Here is a 22,109-nt window from a genome sequence, read left to right on the forward strand (position 1 = left end):
ACCCGTTCGTCTGTCTACCGACGGATCAGGCGCCCGCCGTCTTCTCGCCGCTGCCGATCCACTTGTCGCGTTCGCGCCACAGCGCAGGCAATGCCAGCAGGGCGATACCGACTGCGGCAATCGCCGTCTTCTGGATCTGCGTCAGCTCTGCCGTGCGGCCATCCAGATAGTAGATGCCGTAGACGATTGCGACGTGCCAGACATAGACCTGCAGCGAGTGGCGACCAAGAAGCTGCAGGAACTTCAGAGACAACACCCAGATCACACCGGCGGCGATCTTCTGCACGATCGGGTTATGATGCTTCGGACCGGCAATGATCAACCAGGTGAGGCCGACGCCGACCGCCAGGAAGTTGATCAGGTAGACGGGGCCGAAATCGGCACGGATTTCCATGGTCGAGAACTTGCCGAGCATGAATTCCGGCATCAGATTCCAGGCCGTCGCAATACGCAGCGGAACGAAGAACACACATACGATCAGCGCGGCCTTGGCAATCCAGCTGCGCTCCGGCGAGAAGATCTTAGTCCAAGGAATACGGTTCTGCGCCGTCATCGCACCCAGCACGAGGGCGGTATAGAACACCAGCTGCCAGCCAAACAGGTTGAAGCTGACGCGGATGCCCTGCTCGTCCACACCCTTGACCACTTCATTCATCGGCGTGGTGAAGAGCTGCTGGAGACCCAGCTGACCCGCCATCCAGACCAGAAGCGAACCGGCCATGACATAGGCCCACTTGCCGTCAAGGCAGAGCTTTACCAGGAAGGGCGCAAAGATCATGTAGACGATGTATTGCGGCAGAATGTCCATGAAGGTCGGCTGGAACAGGAAAGTGGCAATCGCTGCCAACCGCAACGGATCGTCAAACGACGTCATACCAAGCCAGTTGTACCAGATGTATGGCGCATGCGGGATGACCATGCGCGCGAAGAGAACGGCAATCACCAGCCCCATCGCGTATTTGTATAGTTCGAGGGCGCGATTCCAGATCATGTCGCGCCCGGCCTCGTAGCCGTATTTCACCATCTTGCGGGCATACACCATGCCGATCAGCAGGCCGGACAGGAAGACGAAGCCCTGCGCGTCCTCGACGAAGGCGAACTGACGGTGGTTGATTTCCACTAGCCAGAAACCGCCTGCGAAGACCAGATGGTTGATCAGCATAAAGACGAGGAAATAGCCGCGCATCCCGTCGATCAGGTCGAAGCGTTTCATCGTTAAAGCTCTCCATTTCGCGGACCGCGCTTGGGCCGGTCGCCGTGTTCCTCTACTCGGGTTTGTCCGAAGGTCGGCCCGAAGTTCGGATTGTCAACGCGAATAAAAGGCGGCGGTTCCGCCTATGCGCGCATTTGCTAAAACGCGAGCGGTTCACATTGACGTGTGCCTCTCTGGGTTAGAAGGCCGCAACTGAATGCGGGATGAACAAAAAAAGGCAATAAATGGACGGGCGCATGCTCTCGCCTTTTCACGATTTCTCCCGCACCGCTCAAACCGCCTGCTCACGCGTGAAAAGCGGAGAAAACGAAAAGGCGCCGGGGCTGAACCCCGACGCCTTAAATCATTTTAGAAAAAGTCTGCGCGTTACGCGGCGGCCTGGATCGCGGCCACCTGCCATTCGGAACCGCCCTTGCGAACGAAGGTCCACATCTCGGTCGATTCTTCCGGCTCGTGCTCATTGCCTTCGATTACCTTGCCGGTGGTGCGATCGCGCATGATGTCGATGGCCGAATAGCGCATCGCAACCGTGGCGTAATCCTGGCCATCCTCGTGCCAGGCTTCCGCAACATCACCCTGCAGCAAGGTCACATCGCGCACGTCGTTCTTCACGCCACTTGTCGCGTGGTCGCTCAGTTCTTCGGCGAGATAAGACATGGCCTCCGGCGTCGTCAGCTTGCGCAGCGTGCCGTAATCTTCCGCAGCATAAGCAGACTGAACCTGCTGCAGCATGTGCTGGAAGGTCTCCAGATCGCCATGCGTCACACCAATCTCGTCACCTTCAGACATGGCGTTTTCGTGCGGCGCCGCTCTCGCAGCGACGGGAGCTGCAGCCGCAGTTGCGGCCGCTGCGCCACCAAACGCGCCGGCACGCGAACCCATTTGCGGGATCTTGAAGCCACCCTGACCTTGAGGCTCGTTGCCGGAATAATCGTTGCGCGCGTTGTTCTGGCTGGACGCACCGCCATAGGCTGGCTGGCCCTGACGACGCGAGGCAAAGAAGCGCATGGCGAGCATGACGAGACCGCCGATCAGCAGCACCTGAAGCAGCATGCCGAAGAAACCTGCCATGCCACCGAAACCGCCGCCCATCAGCATGCCGAACAGGCCTCCCATCAACAGGCCACCCATGAGACCGCCCATCATGCCACCGAACATGCCTCGGTTCTGCTGAGGCGCCTGCGCCGTTGGGCGTGCCGGTTGGGCCGCATTCGGCTGAGACGTCGGGTTGGTATTCGGCGTCATGCTGCGGTTTATCGGCGAGGACTGGCCAGGGGCGGTGTTGGTTGCGGGTGGCGCCGAAAAGGTGCGTGTGCCGCGGCTGCCGAACCCGCCGCTGGCGCGGCGCGCTTCTGCCATGTCGACAGCCACGAACGAAACCGCAATCCCCAAGGCGGCAACTGCGAACAAACCTTTAAAGCGCCGAATGGCAGCAAACATCGTCATCTCCTGTTGGGTCGCCCTCCCATTGAGCGACAAAGAACACAGCGCATATAGCAACTATCGGTCTTCATTTTGAGGGAGAGATCCATAAATATTTCGTGATACGCAACCATTAGTAGATTACGATGCACAAAAGCATGAAGCCCGGCGCGGATTAACATCCACACCGGGCTTCAGGTTGCAGGAACGAGAGTTCGTCAATCAGTCGATGTTGAACGTCAACGGCTTCACCTGGCGGATCGCCGGGTTGGCACGCAGCTTGTTCAGCACGTCTTCCGAAACCGGTCCGTCGACATAGAGAAGCGCGATCGCATCGCCGCCGTTTGCCTCGCGGCCCAACTGGAAGTTGGCGATGTTGACGCCTGCTTCACCGAGCGTGGTGCCCATGAAGCCGATCATGCCGGGAACGTCCGTATTGGTGATGTAGATCATGTGCTGACCGACATCTGCGTCCATGTTGATGTTCTTGATTTGGATGAAGCGGGCCTTGCCATCCGAGAACACGGTACCGGCAACCGAGCGGACCTGGTTTTCGGTTTTGACGGTCAGCTTGATGAAGCCGTCATAGACGCCCGTCTTGTCGCGCTTGACCTCGGAAAGGATGATCCCCTTTTCCTTGATCATGATCGGCGCGGAGACCATGTTGACGTCCGCCACCTGCGGACGGATGAGACCGGCCAGCAGCGCGCTCGTCAGCGCCTTGGTATTCATGTTGGCGGTTGCGCCATCATAAAGAATTTCGATTTCCTTCGTCGCGCTTTCCTGCACCTGACCGACAAACGAGCCGAGAACATCGGCAAGCTTGATGAAGGGCTTCAGGCGCGGCGCTTCGTCAGCGGTGATCGACGGCATGTTGATGGCGTTGGAAACCGCACCCTTGACGAGGTAATCCGACATCTGTTCGGCCACCTGCAGAGCGACATTTTCCTGTGCTTCCGTTGTCGATGCGCCAAGATGCGGCGTGCAAACGACGTTCGGCAGGCCAAAGAGCGGGCTTTCGGTCGCGGGCTCTACTTCGAAGACGTCGAAACCGGCACCGGCGACGTGGCCGGACTTGATGGCATCGGCGAGCGCTGCCTCATCCACCAGACCGCCACGGGCGCAGTTGACGATGCGAACGCCAGGCTTGGTCTTGGCAAGGTTTTCCGCGCCCAGAATGCCGCGGGTCTTATCGGTCATCGGCACGTGCAGCGTGATGAAATCGGCCTGGGCCAGCAGCTCGTCGAGTTCGACCTTGGTCACACCCATTTCCTGGGCGCGTTCCGGCGACAGGAAGGGGTCATAGGCGAGCACATTCATCTTGAGGCCAAGCGCGCGCGAGCAGACGATGGAGCCGATATTGCCGGCACCGATCACGCCCAGCGTCTTGCCGGTGATTTCGACACCCATGAATTTCGACTTTTCCCACTTGCCGGCCTGCGTGGAGGCATCTGCTGCCGGAAGCTGGCGGGCGACGGCAAACATCAGCGCAATGGCATGTTCTGCCGTGGTGATCGAGTTGCCGAAAGGCGTGTTCATGACGATGATGCCGCGGCGCGAGGCGGCCGGAATATCGACATTGTCGACGCCGATACCGGCGCGGCCGATGACCTTGAGGTTGGTCGCGGCTTCTATCAGTTTTTCCGTCGCCTTGGTGGCGGAACGGATGGCAAGACCATCATAATTGCCGATGATTTCGGCCAGCTTGTCCTTGTCCTTGCCAAGCTTGGGCTGGAAATCAACCTCGACGCCACGGTCGCGGAAGATTTGAACGGCGGTTTCCGACAGTTCGTCAGATACGAGTACGCGAGGTGCCATGGTGTGGGCTCCTTGAAAAGCGGTTTAAGTCTCTAAAGCGAAAAAGGAATGCGCGGCCCTGCACGTCGCAGGGCCGGAAGAAATCAGGCCGCAGCCTTGGCAAGCGTTGCCTTCTGCGTTTCGAACGCCCATTTCAGCCATGGCATCACGGCCTGCATGTCAGCGGTCTCGATGGTCGCACCGGCCCAGATACGAAGACCGGAAGGCGCGTCGCGATAGGCACCGATATCGAGCGCGACATTTTCCTTTTCGAGAAGGGCAACCATGCCCTTGGCGAAATCTGCCTGTGCGGCCGCATCAAGCGCTGCAACATCCCTGCAGACGATCTTCAGGCAGACGGAGGTGTTGGAGCGCGTCTCATCCGCGACCGCCAGATTGGCGATCCAGTTGTGTTCGGCCACGAAGTCGAAAATGACCTTGGCATTGGCGTCCGCACGAGCGATCAGCGCCTTGAGGCCACCGAGGTTCTTTGCCCAGAGAAGCGCATCGATGTAGTCTTCGACACAAAGCATCGAAGGCGTATTGATCGTCTCACCGGTGAAGATGCCTTCGATCAGCTTGCCGCCAGACGTCATGCGGAAGATTTTCGGCAGCGGCCAGGCGGGAACGTAGGTCGTCAGGCGCTCGACGGCGCGTGGCGAAAGAATGATGACGCCATGACCGCCCTCGCCGCCCAGAACCTTCTGCCAGGAGAACGTCGTGACATCGAGCTTGGCAAAATCGAGATCCTGCGCGAATGCAGCGGAGGTCGCGTCGCAGATGGTCAAGCCCTTGCGGTCGGCTGGAATAAAATCGGCATTGGGAACGCGAACACCGGATGTGGTACCGTTCCAGGTGAAGACGACGTCCCGGTCGAAATCGACCTCTGCGAGGTTCGGCAGAAGACCGTAATCGGCCTCAAACTTGCGAACATCCTTGAGCTTCAGCTGCTTGACGACATCGGTCACCCAACCGGCGCCGAAGCTTTCCCAGGCAAGCATATCCACGCCGCGTTCGCCAAGCAGCGACCACAAGGCCATTTCAACGGCGCCGGTGTCGGATGCGGGTACGATGCCGATACGATAATCGGCAGGAACATTCAGAATTTCACGGGTGAGATCAATGGCCTGCTTAAGCTTGGCTTTGCCAACCTTGGCGCGATGCGAACGACCGAGCGGTGCATCGGAGAGAGCATCTAGCGACCAACCGGGACGCTTCGAGCAGGGACCAGAAGAGAAATGGGTATTGCCCGGACGCACGTCCGGCTTCACTATATCTGTCATTTGACTATCCTTCCAGATAGGCGCTCCACGTTAGGGTGGAGTGTCCTGACACCGTTGCTATTCCTCTCATCCTTTTCCGTCAAGCGGAATATGTCGCAAGCCTCCAGATTTTTGGTCTATCTGCGCCAGACGCGGGCAACGACCCAAACGAAAACCGCCCGTATCGATGCGATACGAGCGGTCGAAGTCTACGATCGGTATGTGACGTTTACTTGTAAACGGCAGGCTGCACCGGAATATCGGCAGGCGGCATGTACTGGGCGGTGTCGCAGCCATTGAAGACATAGCGGCCACCGAGGCGGATTTCGTGGGAGGTCAGGCCCTTGTCGCGGCCAGGACCGGCAGCGCCATTGATGCCGAACATTTCGCCCTGACCTATCTGGCGGAAGCGGTAGCCGATATCGGCCTTGAAATCACAGCTGACATCAACCGTTGCGCCCGCCATCAGAGCGTAGGCGAAGCGCCAGCTGCCCTTGCCATCGAATTCGCAGCAGCCGGAATCGGTCTTGAATGTGTCCCACTTTACGTGAGCGCCACCGATACCCGCGCCGAGATAAGGGGTCACGCGACCGTAGGTGCCGAGATCGACATAGGCGTTCGCCATCAGGCCGTATGCCGTAAGCGAAGTATGCGAAGACAGGTTCGGCGCCGTTCCACGGAAATTCGACTTCGACAGATAGTCGAAGGTCAAGTCGGTGCGCAGATAGTTGTTGATCTGGTAACCGACGCCCGCGCCGAAGAGGACGCTGTCCTTCTGGGACGTGCTGGTGAACTGCACGTCTTCGATGTTACCGCCGTTCGCCCGGTTGAAGCTGCCGCCACGGAACTTGTTGAAGGAGTAGCCGACATCGCCGCGCAGGTACCAGCCGCTTGCTTCCTTCACCTGAATTTCCGGTGCGGTTTCGATATAGGCTGGTGGGGCTGACTGATAGACATCCGCAGCGAGTGCGTGTTGACCTGCCATCAGAGCGGCAACGACACCGATCAGGCTCTTCTTCATGTGGGCGGCTCCATAAGCGGTATACGCGAACGGCGCATACACCAGTGAATTCTTCACTTATGAAACCTGAATGAAAATGGTTAAGTGACGATTAATATTGCCGCTGACAAAGACTGCTTTGCTAATAAATACAGTCAACGTCTCATTAATGACAGCAACGTTTGCAGCTTAAAGTTCCCAAATGCGCTCATGTGGCCGATGGAGCACATCCCAAAGCTGTAGCGCAGCAGACCTGCGCAACTGCGTTAAGTTTCAAGATTCGCTCATTTTATTCCTTCTAATAGACAACAGTATTAACCGGCACGCAGTATAAAACGGGACGCGCATGGACGAGCCGGAAACTTTGATCCCTTCGGAATGTTCAGGCGTAGAACGTTTCGAGCACTCGTTTGAGGTCGCGCTTGACCAAGACGACGTTCCTCGCCGCGTTCGGCAGCAGAAGACATCGCGACACATCCGTTGAAGAAGACGGTGCAAAACCGTTCCAGAGTGGCTCTCGTTGAAAACAAATCTGAAAAGCATTTTCGACTTCTCGCCCACGCCCCAGGACAATCCGGTGCTGTTGCGGGCGCAGTATATCGCCTTCAGTCGGCAGATGCCGATGATGTACTTCATCCTGCTGTCGAGTACGTGGGCGCTTGCGCTGACTTATGTCGCATCAGCACCGCCATGGCTGACGCTCGGTATTCCCTCCTTGTTCACCGTGATGTGTGCCGCGCGTATCTACTTTTGGATGCGCTCACGCGATGAAAGTCCTTCGATTGCGCATGTTTCCGCCACGTTGAGGCGGATCAACATCCTTGGCGGCGCCATTGCAGCCGCCTTTACCACATGGTCCTGTCTGCTCTACCCCTATGGCGATGCGTTTCAGAAATCGCATGTCGCCTTCTACATGGCGATCACCGTCATCTCCTGCATTTTCTGCATGATGCATGTGCGCTCCGCCGCATTGATGGTCACGGCAATCGTCAACGGCACCTTCGTGATCTTTTTCGCGTCGACCGGGCACATGACGCTGGTTGCCACTGCGATCAATATTCTGCTCGTCTGTTTTGGTATGTTGGTCATTCTCAAGATCAACTACGATAATTTTGAGCAGATGGTGCTGGCACAGCAAAAAACCGAAGCGCTGAGCAACGAGAACCTGAAACTTGCCAATATCGACAGTCTTACAGAGCTGCCGAACCGACGCGCATTCTTCCATCATCTCGACACATGCTTTGGTGTGGCCCAAGCCGAAAATCATCGCCTCGCCGTCGGTGTGATCGATCTCGACGGCTTCAAACCCGTCAATGATCTTTACGGCCACTCCGCTGGCGACCGGCTTTTGAAGGAAGTAGGCGAAAGACTACAGGAAGTCTGCAATGCACAGGCCATGTTCCTGTCGCGTTTGGGCGGTGATGAGTTCGCCTTCATTCTCGCCGGAGACGTCAACGAAAATGCGGTTCTCGCTGCAGGAAGCCAGATGGGCGTGAAACTGCGCATCCCCTTCGAAACGCCAGAAGCGAAGATCATGATCTCCGCGTCGATCGGCATCGCCATCTACCCGGATGTGGCATCGACCCCTGAAGAACTCTTCGACCGCGCCGACTATGCGCTATACCAAAGCAAGCGGGAACATCGCGGCAACAGCACCCTCTTTACCAACAAGCACATCGTCGAAATCCACCGCGACGCGCGCGTTGAGCAGACGCTGCGACAGGCCGATCTCGCAACCGAACTGTCGGTAGTCTATCAACCGATCCTCGACGTGACGTCCGGAAAACCGGTCGGCTTCGAAGCGCTCGCCCGCTGGGACAGCAGGATCCTCGGCACCGTCGCGCCCGCACAATTCATTCCGATCGCGGAACGTGCCGGCATCATCAACATGCTGACCAAACCGTTGTTGAAGAAGGCACTTGCCGCCGCCAGGACATGGCCGAGAGATGTGCGTCTGTCCTTCAATCTCTCCGCCCAAGACATCAACAGCGCCGAAGCCACGCTCGGCATCATCGCCATCATTGCCAATAGCGGCGTCGACCCGCAAAAGCTCGACCTCGAAATCACCGAAACGGCCATCATTCACGACACGCGGCAGGCCCGCAAATCCGTCGAGATGTTGCGAAAGATAGGCTGCGGTATTTCGCTCGACGATTTCGGCACCGGCTATTCCAGCCTCACCTCGCTCCATTCCCTGCCGCTGACCAAGCTCAAGATCGATCGCAGCTTCGTCAGAAACATCGACGAGAATTCAGCGAGCTACAACATCGTGCGCTCGCTGCTGACGCTGAGCCGCGAGATGGGCCTGGATACCATCGTGGAAGGTGTCGAAACCCAAGCCGAACTCGCCGTCATAACGGCACTCGGCGGCACGCTGGTGCAAGGCTATGTCTTCTCCCGACCGATCCAGGCCGAAAACGTCCATGGTTTCCTGACTGATGGCGTGGAGGAGAGCCTCCAGCACTGGGCGTGAAGGAGGCCCGCGCCGACGTCGGTAGCGCGTAACTATGCAGGCGAGGTCAAGGCTAGCGAGACCTTTCAACCTCACCGTGATCACCCTCGGGCAAGCTCATCTTCTCTTCGTGGTCGATCGTGGAAAGAAAGGCTATGCCGCGACGGTCATAGAGCCACGGGAGCATCCACAACAACGCTATTTTGTTCTCGGATTTGATTCGAGGACAGGAAATAGGGTGGATGAAATGCGTCACCCTCCCCCGTTCTGCCGGCTAAGCAGCTCTCAAGCCGCCGACTTCACGCTGCCGATCACACCAACCAGATCATTCACGATCCGCTCGACCTGCGCGCTGTCATCGCCTTCCGCCATGACGCGGATCAGCGGCTCCGTACCGGATGGGCGGATGACGAGGCGACCCTTGTCGGCGAGCGCGCTTTCGGCATCGGCGATCGCCTGCTTCACCACCGGGTTTTCCAGCGGCTTGCCGCCGGCAATGCGCACGTTCTTCAACAGTTGCGGCACAGGCTCGAACTTGCGGCACACTTCGCTGACCGTGCGCCCCGAACGCTTCACCCGCGCCAGAACCTGTAGCGCCGCAACGAGGCCATCGCCCGTGGTGCCGTAGTCCGACAGCACGATGTGGCCGGACTGCTCGCCACCGACGTTGAAATCATGGTTGCGCATATGCTCCACCACGTAACGGTCGCCTACCTTGGTGCGCGCCAGCGTCAAGCCCTTGTCGCCAAGGAAGCGTTCGAGGCCGAGATTGGACATGACGGTGGCGACGATGCCACCGCCACGCAAGATGTTGTCTTCGGCCCAGCTATGGGCAATGGTCGCCATCAACTGATCGCCATCAACGATCTGACCGCGCTCATCAACGATGATCACACGATCGGCGTCGCCATCGAGTGCGATGCCGATATCGGCGCGCACTTCATGCACCTTTTTCTGCAAGGTTTCCGGATGCGTCGAGCCGCATTCGAAATTGATGTTCGTGCCGTTTGGCTCGTTGCCGATGGTGACGAGCTCAGCACCAAGCTCCCAAAGCGCCGTCGGTGCAACCTTGTAGGCCGCGCCATTGGCGCAATCGATCGCGATCCTCAGGCCACTCAGCGTCACGTCGCGCGGGAGCGTCCGCTTGACGAACTCGATATAGCGATAAATATCGCCGTCGACGCGCTTGGCACGACCGATCTCATGCGGCTTGGCCAGCTGCGCATAGATATCCTTGTCGAGCAGGTCTTCGATCTCGAGCTCAAGCTCGTCGGAAAGCTTGTAGCCATCCGGGCCGAAAAGCTTGATGCCGTTGTCGGCAAAGGGGTTGTGAGAGGCGGAGATCATTACGCCAATATCGGCACGCAGCGAGCGGGTCAGCATGGCGACCGCAGGGGTCGGGATCGGGCCGAGCAGGAAGACATCGAGACCGGCCGCAGTAAACCCGGCAACCAGCGCATTTTCCAGCATATAACCGGACAGACGCGTATCCTTGCCGATCACGACGCGATGACGGTGGTGGCCACGACGGAAGATCGTACCGACGGCAATTCCCACCCGCATCGCCAGATCCGGCGTCATGGGGAAAACGTTGGACTGCCCGCGAATGCCATCGGTTCCGAAATAGCGACGTGTCATATGAACTCCAAATATCTGGCGACGCCCCGCATATTAGGGGGCGCCCTTTTCTGCTAGATGCCACAAAGCGAGTCTGGCAGCACGTAAATTACCGCAAAAATAGAATATATGTCGTGAGTGGCCGGGTTTCTCCCCAGGAAAGCGGAGCAATACCGGCGGCCGGTACTGCGCGATTTGGAAGTAGACGACGCAACGATCTACCAAGTATTTGGTACCGTTGGAAAAAGAGACAGCTTCCTCACCTAACAGGCTTTCATGAGGTCAAACCTCTCTCCCCGTCATCCTCGTGCTCGACTAGAAGACCTTTTTATTCAGGTGCTTACACGTGAAGCCTGGGGCCAAACCGAAGCCTGAGGACGAGTGTGGCGGGAGCGGCGCCAGCTCAAACGAAAAAGGCCGCCCTCATGGAACGGCCCTCTCGTCGTAATGTGTTGCGCAGCGCTTAGTGCGGCTGCGGCTCCATGCCGCCTTCGGCCTCACCATCGCCCTTGGCCTCGTTCGAGCCGTCCTTTTTGGCGCCCGCCTTCGGCACGGCAGAGCCACGGCTGCTTGGCGAGTCGTCGCCCATGTCGCGGGCAGGCTTTTCGCCCTTCAGCAGCGCCTTGATCTCCTCGCCGGACAGCGTCTCATATTCGAGCAGGCCTTCGGCAAGAGCCACGAACTCGTCGTGCTTGTCGGTCAGGATACGGCGGGCTTCCGTGTAAGCCTCGTCGATCAGGCGGCGAACTTCGCTGTCGATCGTGCGTGCCGTCGCTTCAGAGACATTCTTCGACTGCGACACGGAGTGGCCGAGGAAGACTTCCTGCTGGTTTTCGCCATAGGCAACCTGGCCGAGTTCATCGGAGAAGCCCCACTGCGTCACCATGGCACGCGCAAGCTTGGTGGCCTGCTCGATATCGGAAGACGCACCCGACGTGATGTTTTCCTTGCCGAAAGTCAGTTCTTCAGCAACGCGGCCGCCCATCATGATGACAAGGCGCGACACCATCCATTTGTAGCTCATCGAGTAGCGGTCACCTTCCGGCAACTGCATGACCATGCCGAGCGCGCGACCGCGCGGAATGATCGTCGCCTTGTGCAGCGGATCGGCCACCGGCACGTTGAGCGCGGTGATGGCATGGCCCGCCTCGTGGTAAGCGGTCAGTTTCTTTTCGGCCTCGGTCATGGCGGTCGTGCGGCGTTCCGCACCCATCATGATCTTGTCCTTGGCGTCTTCGAATTCCTGCATGGTAACGACACGCTTGTTGCGACGTGCGGCCATCAGTGCAGCTTCGTTGACGAGGTTCATCAAGTCCGCACCGGAGAAACCGGGCGTGCCGCGAGCCAGAACCTTGAGGTCGACATTCGGTGCCAGCGGCACGTTGCGTGCATGAACCTTGAGGATGCGTTCGCGACCAACGATATCCGGGTTCGGGACAACGACCTGACGGTCGAAACGGCCCGGACGCAGGAGTGCCGGGTCGAGAACGTCTGGACGGTTGGTCGCGGCGATCAGGATGATGCCTTCATTGGCCTCAAAGCCATCCATCTCGACCAGAAGCTGGTTCAGCGTCTGTTCGCGCTCATCGTTACCGCCGCCGAGACCCGCGCCACGATGGCGACCGACGGCATCGATTTCGTCGATGAAGATGATGCAGGGCGCGTTCTTTTTCGCCTGTTCGAACATGTCGCGGACGCGGGACGCACCCACACCGACGAACATTTCGACGAAGTCCGAACCGGAAATGGTGAAGAACGGCACGTTGGCTTCACCGGCAACCGAGCGCGCCAGAAGCGTTTTACCCGTACCGGGAGGGCCGACAAGCAGCACGCCGCGCGGAATCTTGCCGCCAAGGCGCTGAAACTTCTGCGGGTCGCGCAGGAATTCGACGATTTCTTCCAGGTCCTGCTTGGCTTCGTCGACACCGGCAACATCGTCAAAGGTGACGCGGCCATGCGCTTCCGTCAGAAGCTTGGCCTTGGACTTGCCAAAGCCCATCGCGCCGCGCGATCCACCCTGCATCTGTCGCATGAAGAACAGCCAGACGCCCAGGATCAGGAACATCGGCAACAGCGTCCCGAGATAGCTCAGGAAACCGGAGGACCCATCGCTTTCAGGACGCGCAACGATTGTGACATTCTTCTGCTGAAGACGGTCCATCAGCGAGTCGTCGATCACTGGCGAGTAGGTCTGGAAGGTCGTTCCATTTTCGGTATAGGTGCCAAGAACGCGGTTGCCCGTTACCGTCACTTCACGGACACGGCCTGCATCGACATCACGAATAAATTGCGAATATGGAATTTCGCGCGAGCCGGATTGAGACGGCGATGTCTGGAACATGCTGAAAAGCGCAATCAGCAGAAGAGCAATCACCGCCCACAGGGCGAAATTTCTAAAATTTGGGTTCATTGAACTCCCCGAACTCCAACGGACAGAGGACCGCCCGCCATTATGTTGCCCCTAACATAAGGAGGACAGTTGCGGTTGCCAAGGCGAAGCGGAGAAGGAGATGTGTTTTGCGGTAAAAACTCTGCGAATTTCGCTGGAGATTATATCGGAAGCCGCAGATAGATCCGGCGTCCAAGCCTCATCGCAATCGCATTCGCCAATTCAAGATCGAAGCGTGGAAGAAACAGATCATAGGGCGCAAGCCGCGGGCTGATCGTGACCGACTGAAGATCAGCATCGTCGTACCGTGCGCCTTCCAGTCGCACATGTGGCTGCGCAAGCACCGCACGTTTGAGTACGCCTGCTGGGACTGCGGTCGTAGTCGCGTCCTCTTCGTCTGCGCTCGCACTGCCGGAAACGGTAACCGGCATCTTCGAACGATTGGCGATCTCGAACCGCTGATCCCACACGGCAGTCGCACCGGCAGCAACGGTGATCGTGGGCACATCCCGGTTCTCACGCATCAGGTAGAGCCCTTCTTTGCGCCGATCGAAGATGACACGTCCCGCTGTCAACCGGCCGGGCTTGCCACTCCCAACAAATGCCATAACCCTGTCCATGCTGTCTGCTGCAAGCGGATACGCCCTGCCCCCTGCAACGCAAGCCAGAGCTGCGATGGCATAGCGGAAGATTGCGGGATCCTCGTCGAGGCAATCGCCGCTGAGCTTAATCAATCCAGCCGGATAGGTCTGCACCGCACGCGTGACGAAAGCCGCAGCGTGGGATGAAAGCTTTACCCTTTCGATGGGCGGCTCGCTAAACGGAAGTTCTACATCCGGGGAAAGCTTGCGCACTCGCACCCGCTCATATTTGTCATCATCATTGCTAGGGTCGTCGAACCAGCCCTGCCCGATGGCCGCAAGATAGTTGCGAATATCGTCCCGCCTCACGCTCAGGAACGGGCGCAGCACCCAGTGACGCGCATTGTAGAGAACGGCGTCTGCCATGCCGGAGAGGCCGGGCATGCCAGCCTGCGCGCTCCGGTGGCTGCGCATCGCAATCGTCTCAAGCTGGTCGTCAAGCGTGTGTCCCACCACGATCGCCGTTGCACCAATCTTGCCGGCAACCTCGCCGATCAGCCGATACCGCGCCAGTCGGGCAGCGGCGGAGATGCCGGTCTTCGGCTTCTCGCCATCCCAGCGAAGGATGTGATGAGGAATATTCAGTCCGTGGCACAGAGTTTTAACTGCGCGCGCTTCGGCCGCAGCTTCGGGACGCAAGGCATGGTCGATGGTCACGGAGTGAAGCTGGACATCGTCTCGACCGGACGAGGACAAAACCTCGTGAAGCGCCAGAAGCAGTCCTGTGGAATCGCTTCCACCTGATACCGCCACCAGAAGAAGGGCGGGTTTTTGAATGTTTGCTAAGAAGTTCCGCGCTGCCTCAATCGGCGCAAGCGGAGAAGAAGGGATTGCCATGGCGGGGGCTGCGAGCAGGCTCAGCAGCCGATGCGCTTCTGTTCACTGGTAACTTTGCCGAGAACGGTCTTGGAGGCGCTGGGGTAGCGCTTCGGCACTTCGCGCAGCGTGGCGCAGGCGGTGTCTTTGTTATCGAGTGCGGCAAGCGACATGCCGAGCTTCAGCAGCATTTCAGGCGCCTTGGGCGACTTGCCGTAATTCTTGTGGCCGTCGAGAAAGGTCTTCGCCGCAGCGGTGAACTTGCCCTGCGAATATTGCGCTTCGCCAAGCCAGAAGCTGGCATCCGCCGCCTTCGAACCGTTGGGATAGCCTTGGATATACTGTTCGAAGCCCTGCTCCGCCTGCTTGTAGTCGCCAGCAAGCACATGGCTGTAAGCCGCCTGGTAGATATCGTTTTCGCTGGTCAGCGCTGCTGTATTGACCGGATCGGTGCTGGTGGACTTGCCACCCGTGCTCACGCCTGGAAGCGCGCCTGCAGAATTGTTGGCACTGGAATTCAGCGTGCCGCCAACCGGCAGCCCACGCGAATCGAGCTCGATCGAGCCAAGCGTCGTCTCGCCCGGTGCCGCGTTGGACCGCGGACCGGTGGGTGCTGCGCTGCCTGGCACCGAAGCGCCGTCGGTGGACGGCTCTCCGATAATCGTTGCGACATCGTCAGACGGACCGGCGGAAGAGCCTGCAGGCGGAAGATCCGCCTCTGCCTTCTTCTTAGGTGCCGCAGCCGGTGCAGACGACTTGCCACCTTCCAATTCCTGGAAGCGGTACTCATTGTCTTCCTGCGCCTTGCGAATGGTTTCCTGCATCTGGAGGAGCTGGAAGCTCATCTCTTCAATACGACCATTCAACTGACGGATCTGCTCTTCAAGCTGCTGTACGCGATAGGTCTCGTTGGCCTGGACATTGACCACCGGAGCCCGCGAATTGGTCGTGCTAGGGTTCCCACCCCAGCCAAACAGCGGCTGCGACACGGCGGTGCCGCTCAAGCCGGTGCAGGCTGCAAGCCCCAGCATTCCCGCCACGACAAGTTTCTTCATAGTGCTTCCTGTCTCATTGATTTGCGCCCCAGCGGCGCAACTCCAGATTTTTTCCATCTGCGATGAAAAAGCAACTTAACTTCGGCCAAACTATGAAAAAAACGAAAGGCGACCCGAGGGCCGCCTTTGCAAATTTCATCACGATTACGCGAGGCAATTACATGCCAGCGCCGCCGAGAACGGTAACCGCACGGCGGTTCTGCGACCAGCAGGAGATGTCGTCGCAAACGGCAACCGGACGTTCCTTGCCGTAGGAGATCGTCTTCATGCGGTTGGCCGGAACGCCCTGAGAAGCCAGGAATTCCTTGGTGGCGGCTGCACGGCGTGCACCGAGCGCCAGGTTGTATTCGCGCGTGCCGCGTTCGTCGGCATGGCCTTCAACCGTGATGGCGTAGTTCGGGTAGCGAGCAAGCCACTGGGCCTGGCGCTGAAGCGTCTGCTGAGCGTCAGCGCGGATCGAGGTGGAGTCGGTATCGAAGAAGATGCGGTCGCCGACATTGACGGTGAAGTCCTGCTGCGAACCAGGCGTCGCAGAACCAGCACCACCGCCGAGGCCAAGCTCGCCAGCGCTGTTCGGCATGTTCTTCTTGTTCGCACAACCGGCAAGTGCCAGAGCAAGCGTCAGAGCGATGACAGCCGGATTGCGAGCGATTTTCTGCATTGGGCTAAGCGCCGAAGTTTGTGTACGGCTCATCGCCGGTCTCTCCTTAGGATTTCGATAACGTTGCCAGACGCTAACCGATTGAGGTTAACGGCCCCCGAACGCGTATGGTTAACAAAACGGAAATGTCCCACTTTTTTGCTCCCTCACAGCAATTTGCGGCAAGAAAGAGGCGCATTCCCGGTATTCTCCACAAAACCGCCACAGCGCCCTCGGTAGAGGACGCTGCGTCGGGCATTCATCAATCGAGTAGAGGCGACCAGGCCGGGTCGGAAGCATAGGTCGGGGTCTTGACCATCTGCTCGTTATAACCTGTCAGATCGATGGAATAGAGCTGCGGCCCACCGGCACCGGCGTTCTGGCGGAAGAACATCAGCACGCGGCCATTCGGCGCCCAGGTCGGGCCCTCATTGTGGAAGCCGGAGGTCAGAATGCGCTCGCCCGAACCATCTGGCTTCATCACGCCGATGGAGAATTTGCCGCCGGATTGCTTGGTAAAGGCAATCAGATCGCCTCGCGGAGACCAGACCGGGGTCGAATAAGCCCCGTCACCGAAGGAAATACGTGTCTGGCCGGAGCCATCCGCATTCATAACATAGATCTGCTGGCGTCCGCCGCGATCGCTTTCAAACGCAATGCGCTGGCCATCCGGCGAATAGGATGGTGCGGTGTCGATCGCACCGGTATTGGTCAGGCGCGTCGTGGTGCGCGAACGCAGATCCATCGTGTAGATATTGGCGTTGCCCTCCTGCTGAAGGCTCATGATCACCTTCTGGCCATCCGGCGAGAAACGCGGCGAGAAGGTCATGCCGGGGAAGTTACCGACCACTTCACGCTGTCCGGTTTCCAACTGCAGCAGATAGACGCGCGGCTGGTTGCCCTCGAACGACATGTAAGTGACTTCCTGACGGTTCGGCGAGAAGCGCGGCGTCAAAACGAGGTCGTTGGCGTTGGTCAGGTTGCGGACGTTGAAGCCGTCCTGATCCATGATGGACAGCTGACGCTTGCGCTGCTGCTTCGGTCCGCTTTCGGACACGAAAACTACGCGGGTATCGAAGTAGCCCTTTTCGCCGGTGATGCGCTCATAAATCGCGTCAGCGATGATGTGCGCGACGCGGCGCCAGTTTTCCGGCTGAGTGAAGAACTGCTGGCCCATCATCTGCTGGCCGGCAAAAGTGTCCCACAGGCGAAACTCGGCGCGAAGGCGGCCATCGGCCTCCTTCGTCACACGGCCCGTCACCAGCGCCTGGGCATTGATGACCTTCCAGTCTTCGAAGCGCGGCTGCTGATCGGGATTGCTGATCTTTTCGATGAAGGCGCTCTTGTTGATCGGCGCAAAGAGGCCGGAACGCTGGAGATCGGCGGCGATGACTGCGGAGACCTGCGCGCCGATACCGTCGCCGGACATGAAATCGGTCACGGCGATGGGAAGCGGCTGCACATTGCCCTTGGTGATGTTGAGCCGAACTTCCGCGTTGGCCGGAGTGATCGCAACGAACGACAGGATGAGGCCGGAGGCCACCATCATCGCGCGCAGGAAAGAGAACTTGATCATCGAGACAAGCCTTTCAGCTTTTTTTCTAAATTACACATCGATTGGAATACGGATGTCAGGAGCGCCGAAAGCGGCTGCTCAGACACCGAAGTCTTCCGGCGTGAACGTCAACAACAAGGTGTTCCATCCTTTTTCACCGTCGTACTTATCCGGTGGGAGATTGGTAAAGGGTGCGGATCTGGTGACGGCGCGCCTTGCGCTGCCTTCTACCGCGCGCCGCGTGCCGTCTGGTCCGCCGGTCGCCGAAACCTCGAGCTGACCGACGATCTCGCCCGATCGGTCAAGATGCACGCGCACTTCAACGACCACCTGCGCGACATCGGTGAGGCCCGCGACCATCGACCAGTTCTTGGAAATCTGGCCACGCAGAGCATCCATCTCGCTGGCGCTCAAGCCCGTACCGATCGTCTTCTTGCCGCCAAGGGCCGCCGTCTGGGTGGAGCGCTTCGCACCGCCACCCGATGGCGCCTGCTTGTTGAGCAGCGCTGAAATCTCGTCAGCATTGAACTCGCTCTGCTGGGTTGCGGCGGCCTTTGCCGTTTCCTGCTTGCGGTCAGAGACCTTCTTATCGGAAGGCTTTTCGTTGGCCTTGGCCTGATCGGTCTTCTTTTCAGTTGGCTTTTCCGCAGGCTTCTGCTCCGCCGGTTTTTGCGGCTCTGGCTTTGGCGGCTCGGGCTTCTGTTCCGGCGGCTGCGGACGCGCATTGGGGCGCGGCACATTCTGCGGCACGGCAATTTCCGCCGGTTCCTGGTTCTGCGGCGGCGGCTCTTCGGCCTTCTGCTCGGCTGGCGGTGGCTCGGAAGGCTTCGGCGGCGTCGCGATTTCAGGCTTCGGCTGTGGAAGGGCTGCCATTTCCTGCGGCTTCGGTGCGGTCTCTTCCTTCACGATATCCTTGACATCGTTCGGATTGGTATCGACGACCGGTGCCGGCTGCTCCTGCTTGGGCGGAGCGGCAGCGCTGACATTGTTGTTGGGCTTTTCGGTTGGTGTCGGCGGTGCATCGAGATCGGCGCTGTTGTTGCCGATGTTCTGCGCATTGGGCACCGTATCAGGGCGCGTCGTCGGAACCGGCGCGGATTTCTCCGCCTTCGGCGCCTTCTTGTCACCCTGCTGGATCTGCGTCATTTCCTCGACGGACACGAGTTCGACAGGCATCGACTCGGCCTGAGACACCTCGAGCGGTGCCGGCGAGCCCAGGGACACAAGGGCAAAGGCCAGCAGCGAAGCGTGTACGATCGCAGATGTGGTAATGCTGCCCTTCATCGCCGAGGTCAATTGTCCTGTTTCTGTTGTGTTACGAGGCCAATATTCTTGAAGCCTGCACCCTGGATACGTGCCATCACATCCGCGACAACGCCGTAGGCGGCGACAGAGTCGGCACGCACAAAGACGCGTTCATTGTATCCGGTGGTGGCAATCGCCTTCAGCTTGTCGGCCACTTCCGCCGCTTCGATCGGCGTTTCCTGCAGGTGGATCTGGCCATTGGCATTGACCGAAATGGTGATCGGCTGCGTTTCGGAATTCAGAGCGGAGGCAGAGGTCTGCGGCAGATCGACTGGCACGCCGACCGTCATCATCGGCGCTGCGACCATGAAGATGATCAGCAGCACGAGCATGACGTCCACGAGTGGTGTCACGTTGATTTCGCTGATCGCACCGCCGCCGCGACGACTGCGTCCACGGCCACGACGACCGCCCGAACCACCACCGCTACCGCCTGCTGACATACCCATCGCGTTTTACTCCACTGGCTTTCGGCGTTGCGCGTTACTGCGCGGCCTGACGCGTCTGCAGCTTCTCGTCGATCTGGCGAGACAGGATCGCGGAAAACTCGTCGGCGAAACCTTCCATGCGCGCGGAAAGCTTGTGCGCATCAGCCATGAACTTGTTGTAGGCCATGACGGCCGGGATAGCGGCCACAAGGCCAATCGCCGTTGCCAGAAGCGCTTCGGCGATACCGGGCGCCACGACCGCAAGATTGGTGGACTTAGAACCGGCAATCGCCTGGAACGAGGTCATGATACCGACAACCGTACCGAAGAGACCGATGAACGGACCGGCAGAACCGATAGTCGCCAGCGAACCGAGGCGGGCTTCGAACTGCTCAGCTTCGCGTGACATCGTCACATCCATGGCGCGGTCGATACGCATCTGCAGGCCGATCGGCGAGCGCGCACCGCGCTCGAAAGACTTCTTCCATTCGCGCATGGCCGCCACGAAAATCGCGGCAAGACCGCCATTCTGGCGCTCGGCCAGCGTGCGGTAAAGCTCTTCAAGCGACTGGCCGGACCAGAACACCTGTTCGAACTGGTCGAACTGACGCCGCGCCTTGGTGAAGCTCATATATTTGTCGATGACGATGGCCCACGTCCAAACCGAGGCGGCCAGGAGGCCGATCATCACCAGCTTGACGATGAGTCCTGCCTGCATGAACAGTGCCCAAAGACTCACATCATGCGTTGCCGCTGCCAAACCTGCCTGTTCCATAAATATTCCAATCCCCGAATCCAAACGCCCGGCGCATGACCGGGCGATTCAAACACGCATTGATGCGTTGAGCGTCGCGGTTGAAGTTCCGCAAGCCTGTCGCCTTTGCCCCGATAAGTGCCAGTACGCCTTACTCGCCGCTAAATTTGGTAAAAGGAAGGCGCATAGCCCACAAATACCGGGCGTTTTAGTAAGACTACATTATGGTTAAGGGAGTGTTACGAAACATGGGGTCGCGGGCGGGTTTTCTGTCCCGCCGTCCGGTTTACTTCAAAAACTTCTCCGCGATGGTTTCCGGAAGACGTCTTGGTCTTCCCTTGCCATTGATCACGGCAATGATCACTTTGGCCGCAACCAGCAGCGTCTCGCCCCGTCGGATCTCCTGGTTCAGCACCATCTTTGCCCCACCCGCCTTCTCGGTGATGGTGGTGATCGTCAACACATCATCCATCCGCGCCGGCGTCTTGAAGTCGATCTCCATGCGATGAACGACAAAGACCAGCCCTTCGTCATCTGCCGTCAGAAGCGCGCTCTGCTCGCAGCCAAGGCAGCGCAGATAATCTGTGCGGCCACGCTCGAGGAAGTGCAGATAGCGCGCATGATAGACAAGGCCGGAAAAATCCGTGTCCTCATAATAGACCCGCTGCATGAGCCTGTGGCCGTGCTCGATCAATTCACCCGAAAGGGAAACAGTAATGTCACTCATTGTCTGTCCTAATTATTCTGGCCTTCGCGCACGATGACATGCTGATGGCGCTCCGGCAGCGGCTCGATGCTCTCAGCGATGAAGGCGGGACGAAGATCGTTCTTCATCAACGACTTGGTCGTCGCGGGTAGCCAGCAGAATTCAACCTCGGTGTTGCCATCGGCCACACGGTGAATGATCGCGCTCTCATGAAACGGAAAGGCGTCTTCGAGCCTGATCAGATAATAGAAGCCCATCTCATGGGCCTGATAGTCGCCATAGGCGAAAAACTTCTCTGCCGACCAGACGAGACGCTCGATCCGCGCCTTTACATGCAGCTCTTCTTCGATCTCGCGCAGGATCGTCTCTTCGGTGCTTTCGCCGATTTCAGCCCGCCCACCCGGTAGCGCCCAATAACGGTCGGTCACGCTGCGGTTCACAAGAAGATGGCCATTCTGGAAGATCAGGGCGGCCACGCGAAAGTTGAAAAGCTGCGGCTTGTGGTCCAGCCGGATCATGTGACGCGGTTGAGAATGGCTCATTTGTCGTCCAAATTGCCGTCGTCCCAGACCACATGGCGTGTGGAGGGCGGCAGGTTTTCGATCTCTGCGGCAATGAAATAGGGCGGGATGTCGAGTGCGGTCAATGCCTCAGTCGTTGCCTTGGCCCAGCGGAACTCAAGCGCATTCTTGCCGTCCTGAACCCGATGAACGATCTTTTCCTCATCGAATGGAAAGTTTTCGGGCAGGTCCATCAGGTAGTAGAAGCCAAGCTCATGCCAGTCCTTGCCCTCGTAATGGAAGAAGTTCTCAACCGCCCAGAGCAGCCGCCCGACCGAAACCTCGGCACCCAGTTCCTCTACCATCTCACGTGCCAGCGTCTCTTGCGATCGCTCACCCATTTCCGCCCGTCCACCCGGAAAGGTCCAGAATTTTTCATGGGTCGCGCGGTGGACCAGCACATGGCCGTTGCGAAAGGCAAGACCGGCGACGCGCATCTGGAAAAGGCGCTTCGGTTTGAATTTTATACGAATACGGGTGTCTTCGACCATCGGGCA

The 22,109-nt window shown here is 58.7% G+C and carries 18 protein-coding genes; 1 reads left to right on the forward strand and 17 read right to left on the reverse strand.

Annotated features, from left to right (window positions below):
- Nucleotides 1-25 precede the first annotated feature (25 nt).
- The 5 genes from WKI41_RS09070 to WKI41_RS09090 all read right to left on the reverse strand — a co-directional run bounded on the left by WKI41_RS09070 (nt 26) and on the right by WKI41_RS09090 (nt 6,715).
- Nucleotides 26-1,213 carry an OpgC family protein gene (locus WKI41_RS09070; protein WP_340193160.1) on the reverse strand — a complete coding sequence of 396 codons (1,188 nt, stop codon included), beginning with the start codon at nt 1,211-1,213 and terminating at the stop codon, nt 26-28.
- 366 nt (nt 1,214-1,579) lie between these two features.
- Entirely contained in the window at nt 1,580-2,653 is a 1,074-nt protein-coding gene (locus tag WKI41_RS09075; RefSeq protein WP_340193161.1) for a Tim44 domain-containing protein, read from the reverse strand.
- 204 nt (nt 2,654-2,857) lie between these two features.
- Entirely contained in the window at nt 2,858-4,453 is a 1,596-nt protein-coding gene (gene serA, locus WKI41_RS09080; protein WP_340193162.1) for a phosphoglycerate dehydrogenase, read from the reverse strand.
- Between the two features lie 83 nt (nt 4,454-4,536).
- Entirely contained in the window at nt 4,537-5,715 is a 1,179-nt protein-coding gene (locus WKI41_RS09085; RefSeq protein WP_340193163.1) for a phosphoserine transaminase, read from the reverse strand.
- Nucleotides 5,716-5,923: 208 nt separating this feature from the next.
- Nucleotides 5,924-6,715, reverse strand: a complete 792-nt coding sequence (locus WKI41_RS09090; protein WP_340193164.1) for an outer membrane protein — start codon at nt 6,713-6,715, stop codon at nt 5,924-5,926.
- Nucleotides 6,716-7,316: 601 nt separating this feature from the next.
- Between WKI41_RS09090 and WKI41_RS09095 the strand changes: the two genes are divergently transcribed.
- Complete coding sequence (locus WKI41_RS09095; protein WP_340193270.1) at nt 7,317-9,167, forward strand: putative bifunctional diguanylate cyclase/phosphodiesterase; 1,851 nt, start codon at nt 7,317-7,319, stop codon at nt 9,165-9,167.
- Nucleotides 9,168-9,431: 264 nt separating this feature from the next.
- On the opposite strand, the gene glmM is transcribed toward WKI41_RS09095, so the two are convergent.
- The 12 genes from glmM to WKI41_RS09155 form a co-directional block, all read right to left on the reverse strand.
- Complete coding sequence (gene glmM, locus WKI41_RS09100) at nt 9,432-10,784, reverse strand: phosphoglucosamine mutase (RefSeq protein ID WP_340193165.1); 1,353 nt, start codon at nt 10,782-10,784, stop codon at nt 9,432-9,434.
- A 442-nt stretch (nt 10,785-11,226) separates the two neighbouring features.
- Nucleotides 11,227-13,173, reverse strand: coding sequence for an ATP-dependent zinc metalloprotease FtsH (gene ftsH / locus WKI41_RS09105; RefSeq protein WP_340193166.1), 1,947 nt, complete (start codon nt 13,171-13,173; stop codon nt 11,227-11,229).
- Nucleotides 13,174-13,313: 140 nt separating this feature from the next.
- A complete protein-coding gene (gene tilS, locus WKI41_RS09110) occupies nt 13,314-14,630 on the reverse strand; it encodes a tRNA lysidine(34) synthetase TilS (RefSeq protein ID WP_340193167.1) in 1,317 nt (438 codons plus the stop codon).
- 20 nt (nt 14,631-14,650) lie between these two features.
- Nucleotides 14,651-15,664 (reverse strand): tol-pal system protein YbgF, encoded by a 1,014-nt coding sequence (ybgF, locus tag WKI41_RS09115; RefSeq protein ID WP_340193168.1) that lies wholly within the window; start codon nt 15,662-15,664, stop codon nt 14,651-14,653.
- A 157-nt stretch (nt 15,665-15,821) separates the two neighbouring features.
- Nucleotides 15,822-16,358: a peptidoglycan-associated lipoprotein Pal gene (gene pal, locus WKI41_RS09120; protein ID WP_062427956.1), complete on the reverse strand. Its 537-nt coding sequence runs from the start codon at nt 16,356-16,358 to the stop codon at nt 15,822-15,824.
- A 208-nt stretch (nt 16,359-16,566) separates the two neighbouring features.
- Nucleotides 16,567-17,880, reverse strand: coding sequence for a Tol-Pal system beta propeller repeat protein TolB (tolB, locus tag WKI41_RS09125; protein WP_340193169.1), 1,314 nt, complete (start codon nt 17,878-17,880; stop codon nt 16,567-16,569).
- Between the two features lie 78 nt (nt 17,881-17,958).
- Nucleotides 17,959-19,143, reverse strand: a complete 1,185-nt coding sequence (locus WKI41_RS09130; RefSeq protein ID WP_340193170.1) for a hypothetical protein — start codon at nt 19,141-19,143, stop codon at nt 17,959-17,961.
- A gap of 8 nt (nt 19,144-19,151) precedes the next feature.
- A complete protein-coding gene (tolR, locus tag WKI41_RS09135; protein WP_340193171.1) occupies nt 19,152-19,613 on the reverse strand; it encodes a protein TolR in 462 nt (153 codons plus the stop codon).
- Nucleotides 19,614-19,647: 34 nt separating this feature from the next.
- The gene (tolQ, locus tag WKI41_RS09140; RefSeq protein ID WP_340193172.1) at nt 19,648-20,367 is read right to left on the reverse strand and encodes a protein TolQ; all 720 of its coding nucleotides are present in this window, start codon (nt 20,365-20,367) and stop codon (nt 19,648-19,650) included.
- 265 nt (nt 20,368-20,632) lie between these two features.
- The gene (gene ybgC / locus WKI41_RS09145) at nt 20,633-21,073 is read right to left on the reverse strand and encodes a tol-pal system-associated acyl-CoA thioesterase (protein ID WP_340193173.1); all 441 of its coding nucleotides are present in this window, start codon (nt 21,071-21,073) and stop codon (nt 20,633-20,635) included.
- Nucleotides 21,074-21,081: 8 nt separating this feature from the next.
- A complete protein-coding gene (locus tag WKI41_RS09150) occupies nt 21,082-21,594 on the reverse strand; it encodes an NUDIX hydrolase (RefSeq protein ID WP_340193174.1) in 513 nt (170 codons plus the stop codon).
- On the reverse strand, nt 21,591-22,103 hold the full coding sequence (locus tag WKI41_RS09155; protein ID WP_340193175.1) for an NUDIX hydrolase: 513 nt from the start codon (nt 22,101-22,103) through the stop codon (nt 21,591-21,593). The genes WKI41_RS09150 and WKI41_RS09155 overlap by 4 nt, the downstream gene beginning before the upstream one ends.
- Between the last annotated feature and the right edge of the window lie 6 nt (nt 22,104-22,109).

It is taken from the genome of Agrobacterium larrymoorei (genome assembly GCF_037722385.1).
Lineage (GTDB): Bacteria > Pseudomonadota > Alphaproteobacteria > Rhizobiales > Rhizobiaceae > Agrobacterium > Agrobacterium larrymoorei_C.

Bases quoted from the DNA above. Each gene is read 5' to 3' on its own strand.
- WKI41_RS09070 (WP_340193160.1), bottom strand. From the start codon at position 1,213: ATGAAACGCTTCGACCTGATCGACGGGATGCGCGGCTATTTCCTCGTC.
- WKI41_RS09075 (WP_340193161.1), bottom strand. From the start codon at position 2,653: ATGTTTGCTGCCATTCGGCGCTTTAAAGGTTTGTTCGCAGTTGCCGCC.
- serA (WP_340193162.1), bottom strand. From the start codon at position 4,453: ATGGCACCTCGCGTACTCGTATCTGACGAACTGTCGGAAACCGCCGTT.
- WKI41_RS09085 (WP_340193163.1), bottom strand. From the start codon at position 5,715: ATGACAGATATAGTGAAGCCGGACGTGCGTCCGGGCAATACCCATTTC.
- WKI41_RS09090 (WP_340193164.1), bottom strand. From the start codon at position 6,715: ATGAAGAAGAGCCTGATCGGTGTCGTTGCCGCTCTGATGGCAGGTCAA.
- WKI41_RS09095 (WP_340193270.1), top strand. From the start codon at position 7,317: ATGATGTACTTCATCCTGCTGTCGAGTACGTGGGCGCTTGCGCTGACT.
- glmM (WP_340193165.1), bottom strand. From the start codon at position 10,784: ATGACACGTCGCTATTTCGGAACCGATGGCATTCGCGGGCAGTCCAAC.
- ftsH (WP_340193166.1), bottom strand. From the start codon at position 13,173: ATGAACCCAAATTTTAGAAATTTCGCCCTGTGGGCGGTGATTGCTCTT.
- tilS (WP_340193167.1), bottom strand. From the start codon at position 14,630: ATGGCAATCCCTTCTTCTCCGCTTGCGCCGATTGAGGCAGCGCGGAAC.
- ybgF (WP_340193168.1), bottom strand. From the start codon at position 15,664: ATGAAGAAACTTGTCGTGGCGGGAATGCTGGGGCTTGCAGCCTGCACC.
- pal (WP_062427956.1), bottom strand. From the start codon at position 16,358: ATGAGCCGTACACAAACTTCGGCGCTTAGCCCAATGCAGAAAATCGCT.
- tolB (WP_340193169.1), bottom strand. From the start codon at position 17,880: ATGATCAAGTTCTCTTTCCTGCGCGCGATGATGGTGGCCTCCGGCCTC.
- WKI41_RS09130 (WP_340193170.1), bottom strand. From the start codon at position 19,143: ATGAAGGGCAGCATTACCACATCTGCGATCGTACACGCTTCGCTGCTG.
- tolR (WP_340193171.1), bottom strand. From the start codon at position 19,613: ATGGGTATGTCAGCAGGCGGTAGCGGTGGTGGTTCGGGCGGTCGTCGT.
- tolQ (WP_340193172.1), bottom strand. From the start codon at position 20,367: ATGGAACAGGCAGGTTTGGCAGCGGCAACGCATGATGTGAGTCTTTGG.
- ybgC (WP_340193173.1), bottom strand. From the start codon at position 21,073: ATGAGTGACATTACTGTTTCCCTTTCGGGTGAATTGATCGAGCACGGC.
- WKI41_RS09150 (WP_340193174.1), bottom strand. From the start codon at position 21,594: ATGAGCCATTCTCAACCGCGTCACATGATCCGGCTGGACCACAAGCCG.
- WKI41_RS09155 (WP_340193175.1), bottom strand. From the start codon at position 22,103: ATGGTCGAAGACACCCGTATTCGTATAAAATTCAAACCGAAGCGCCTT.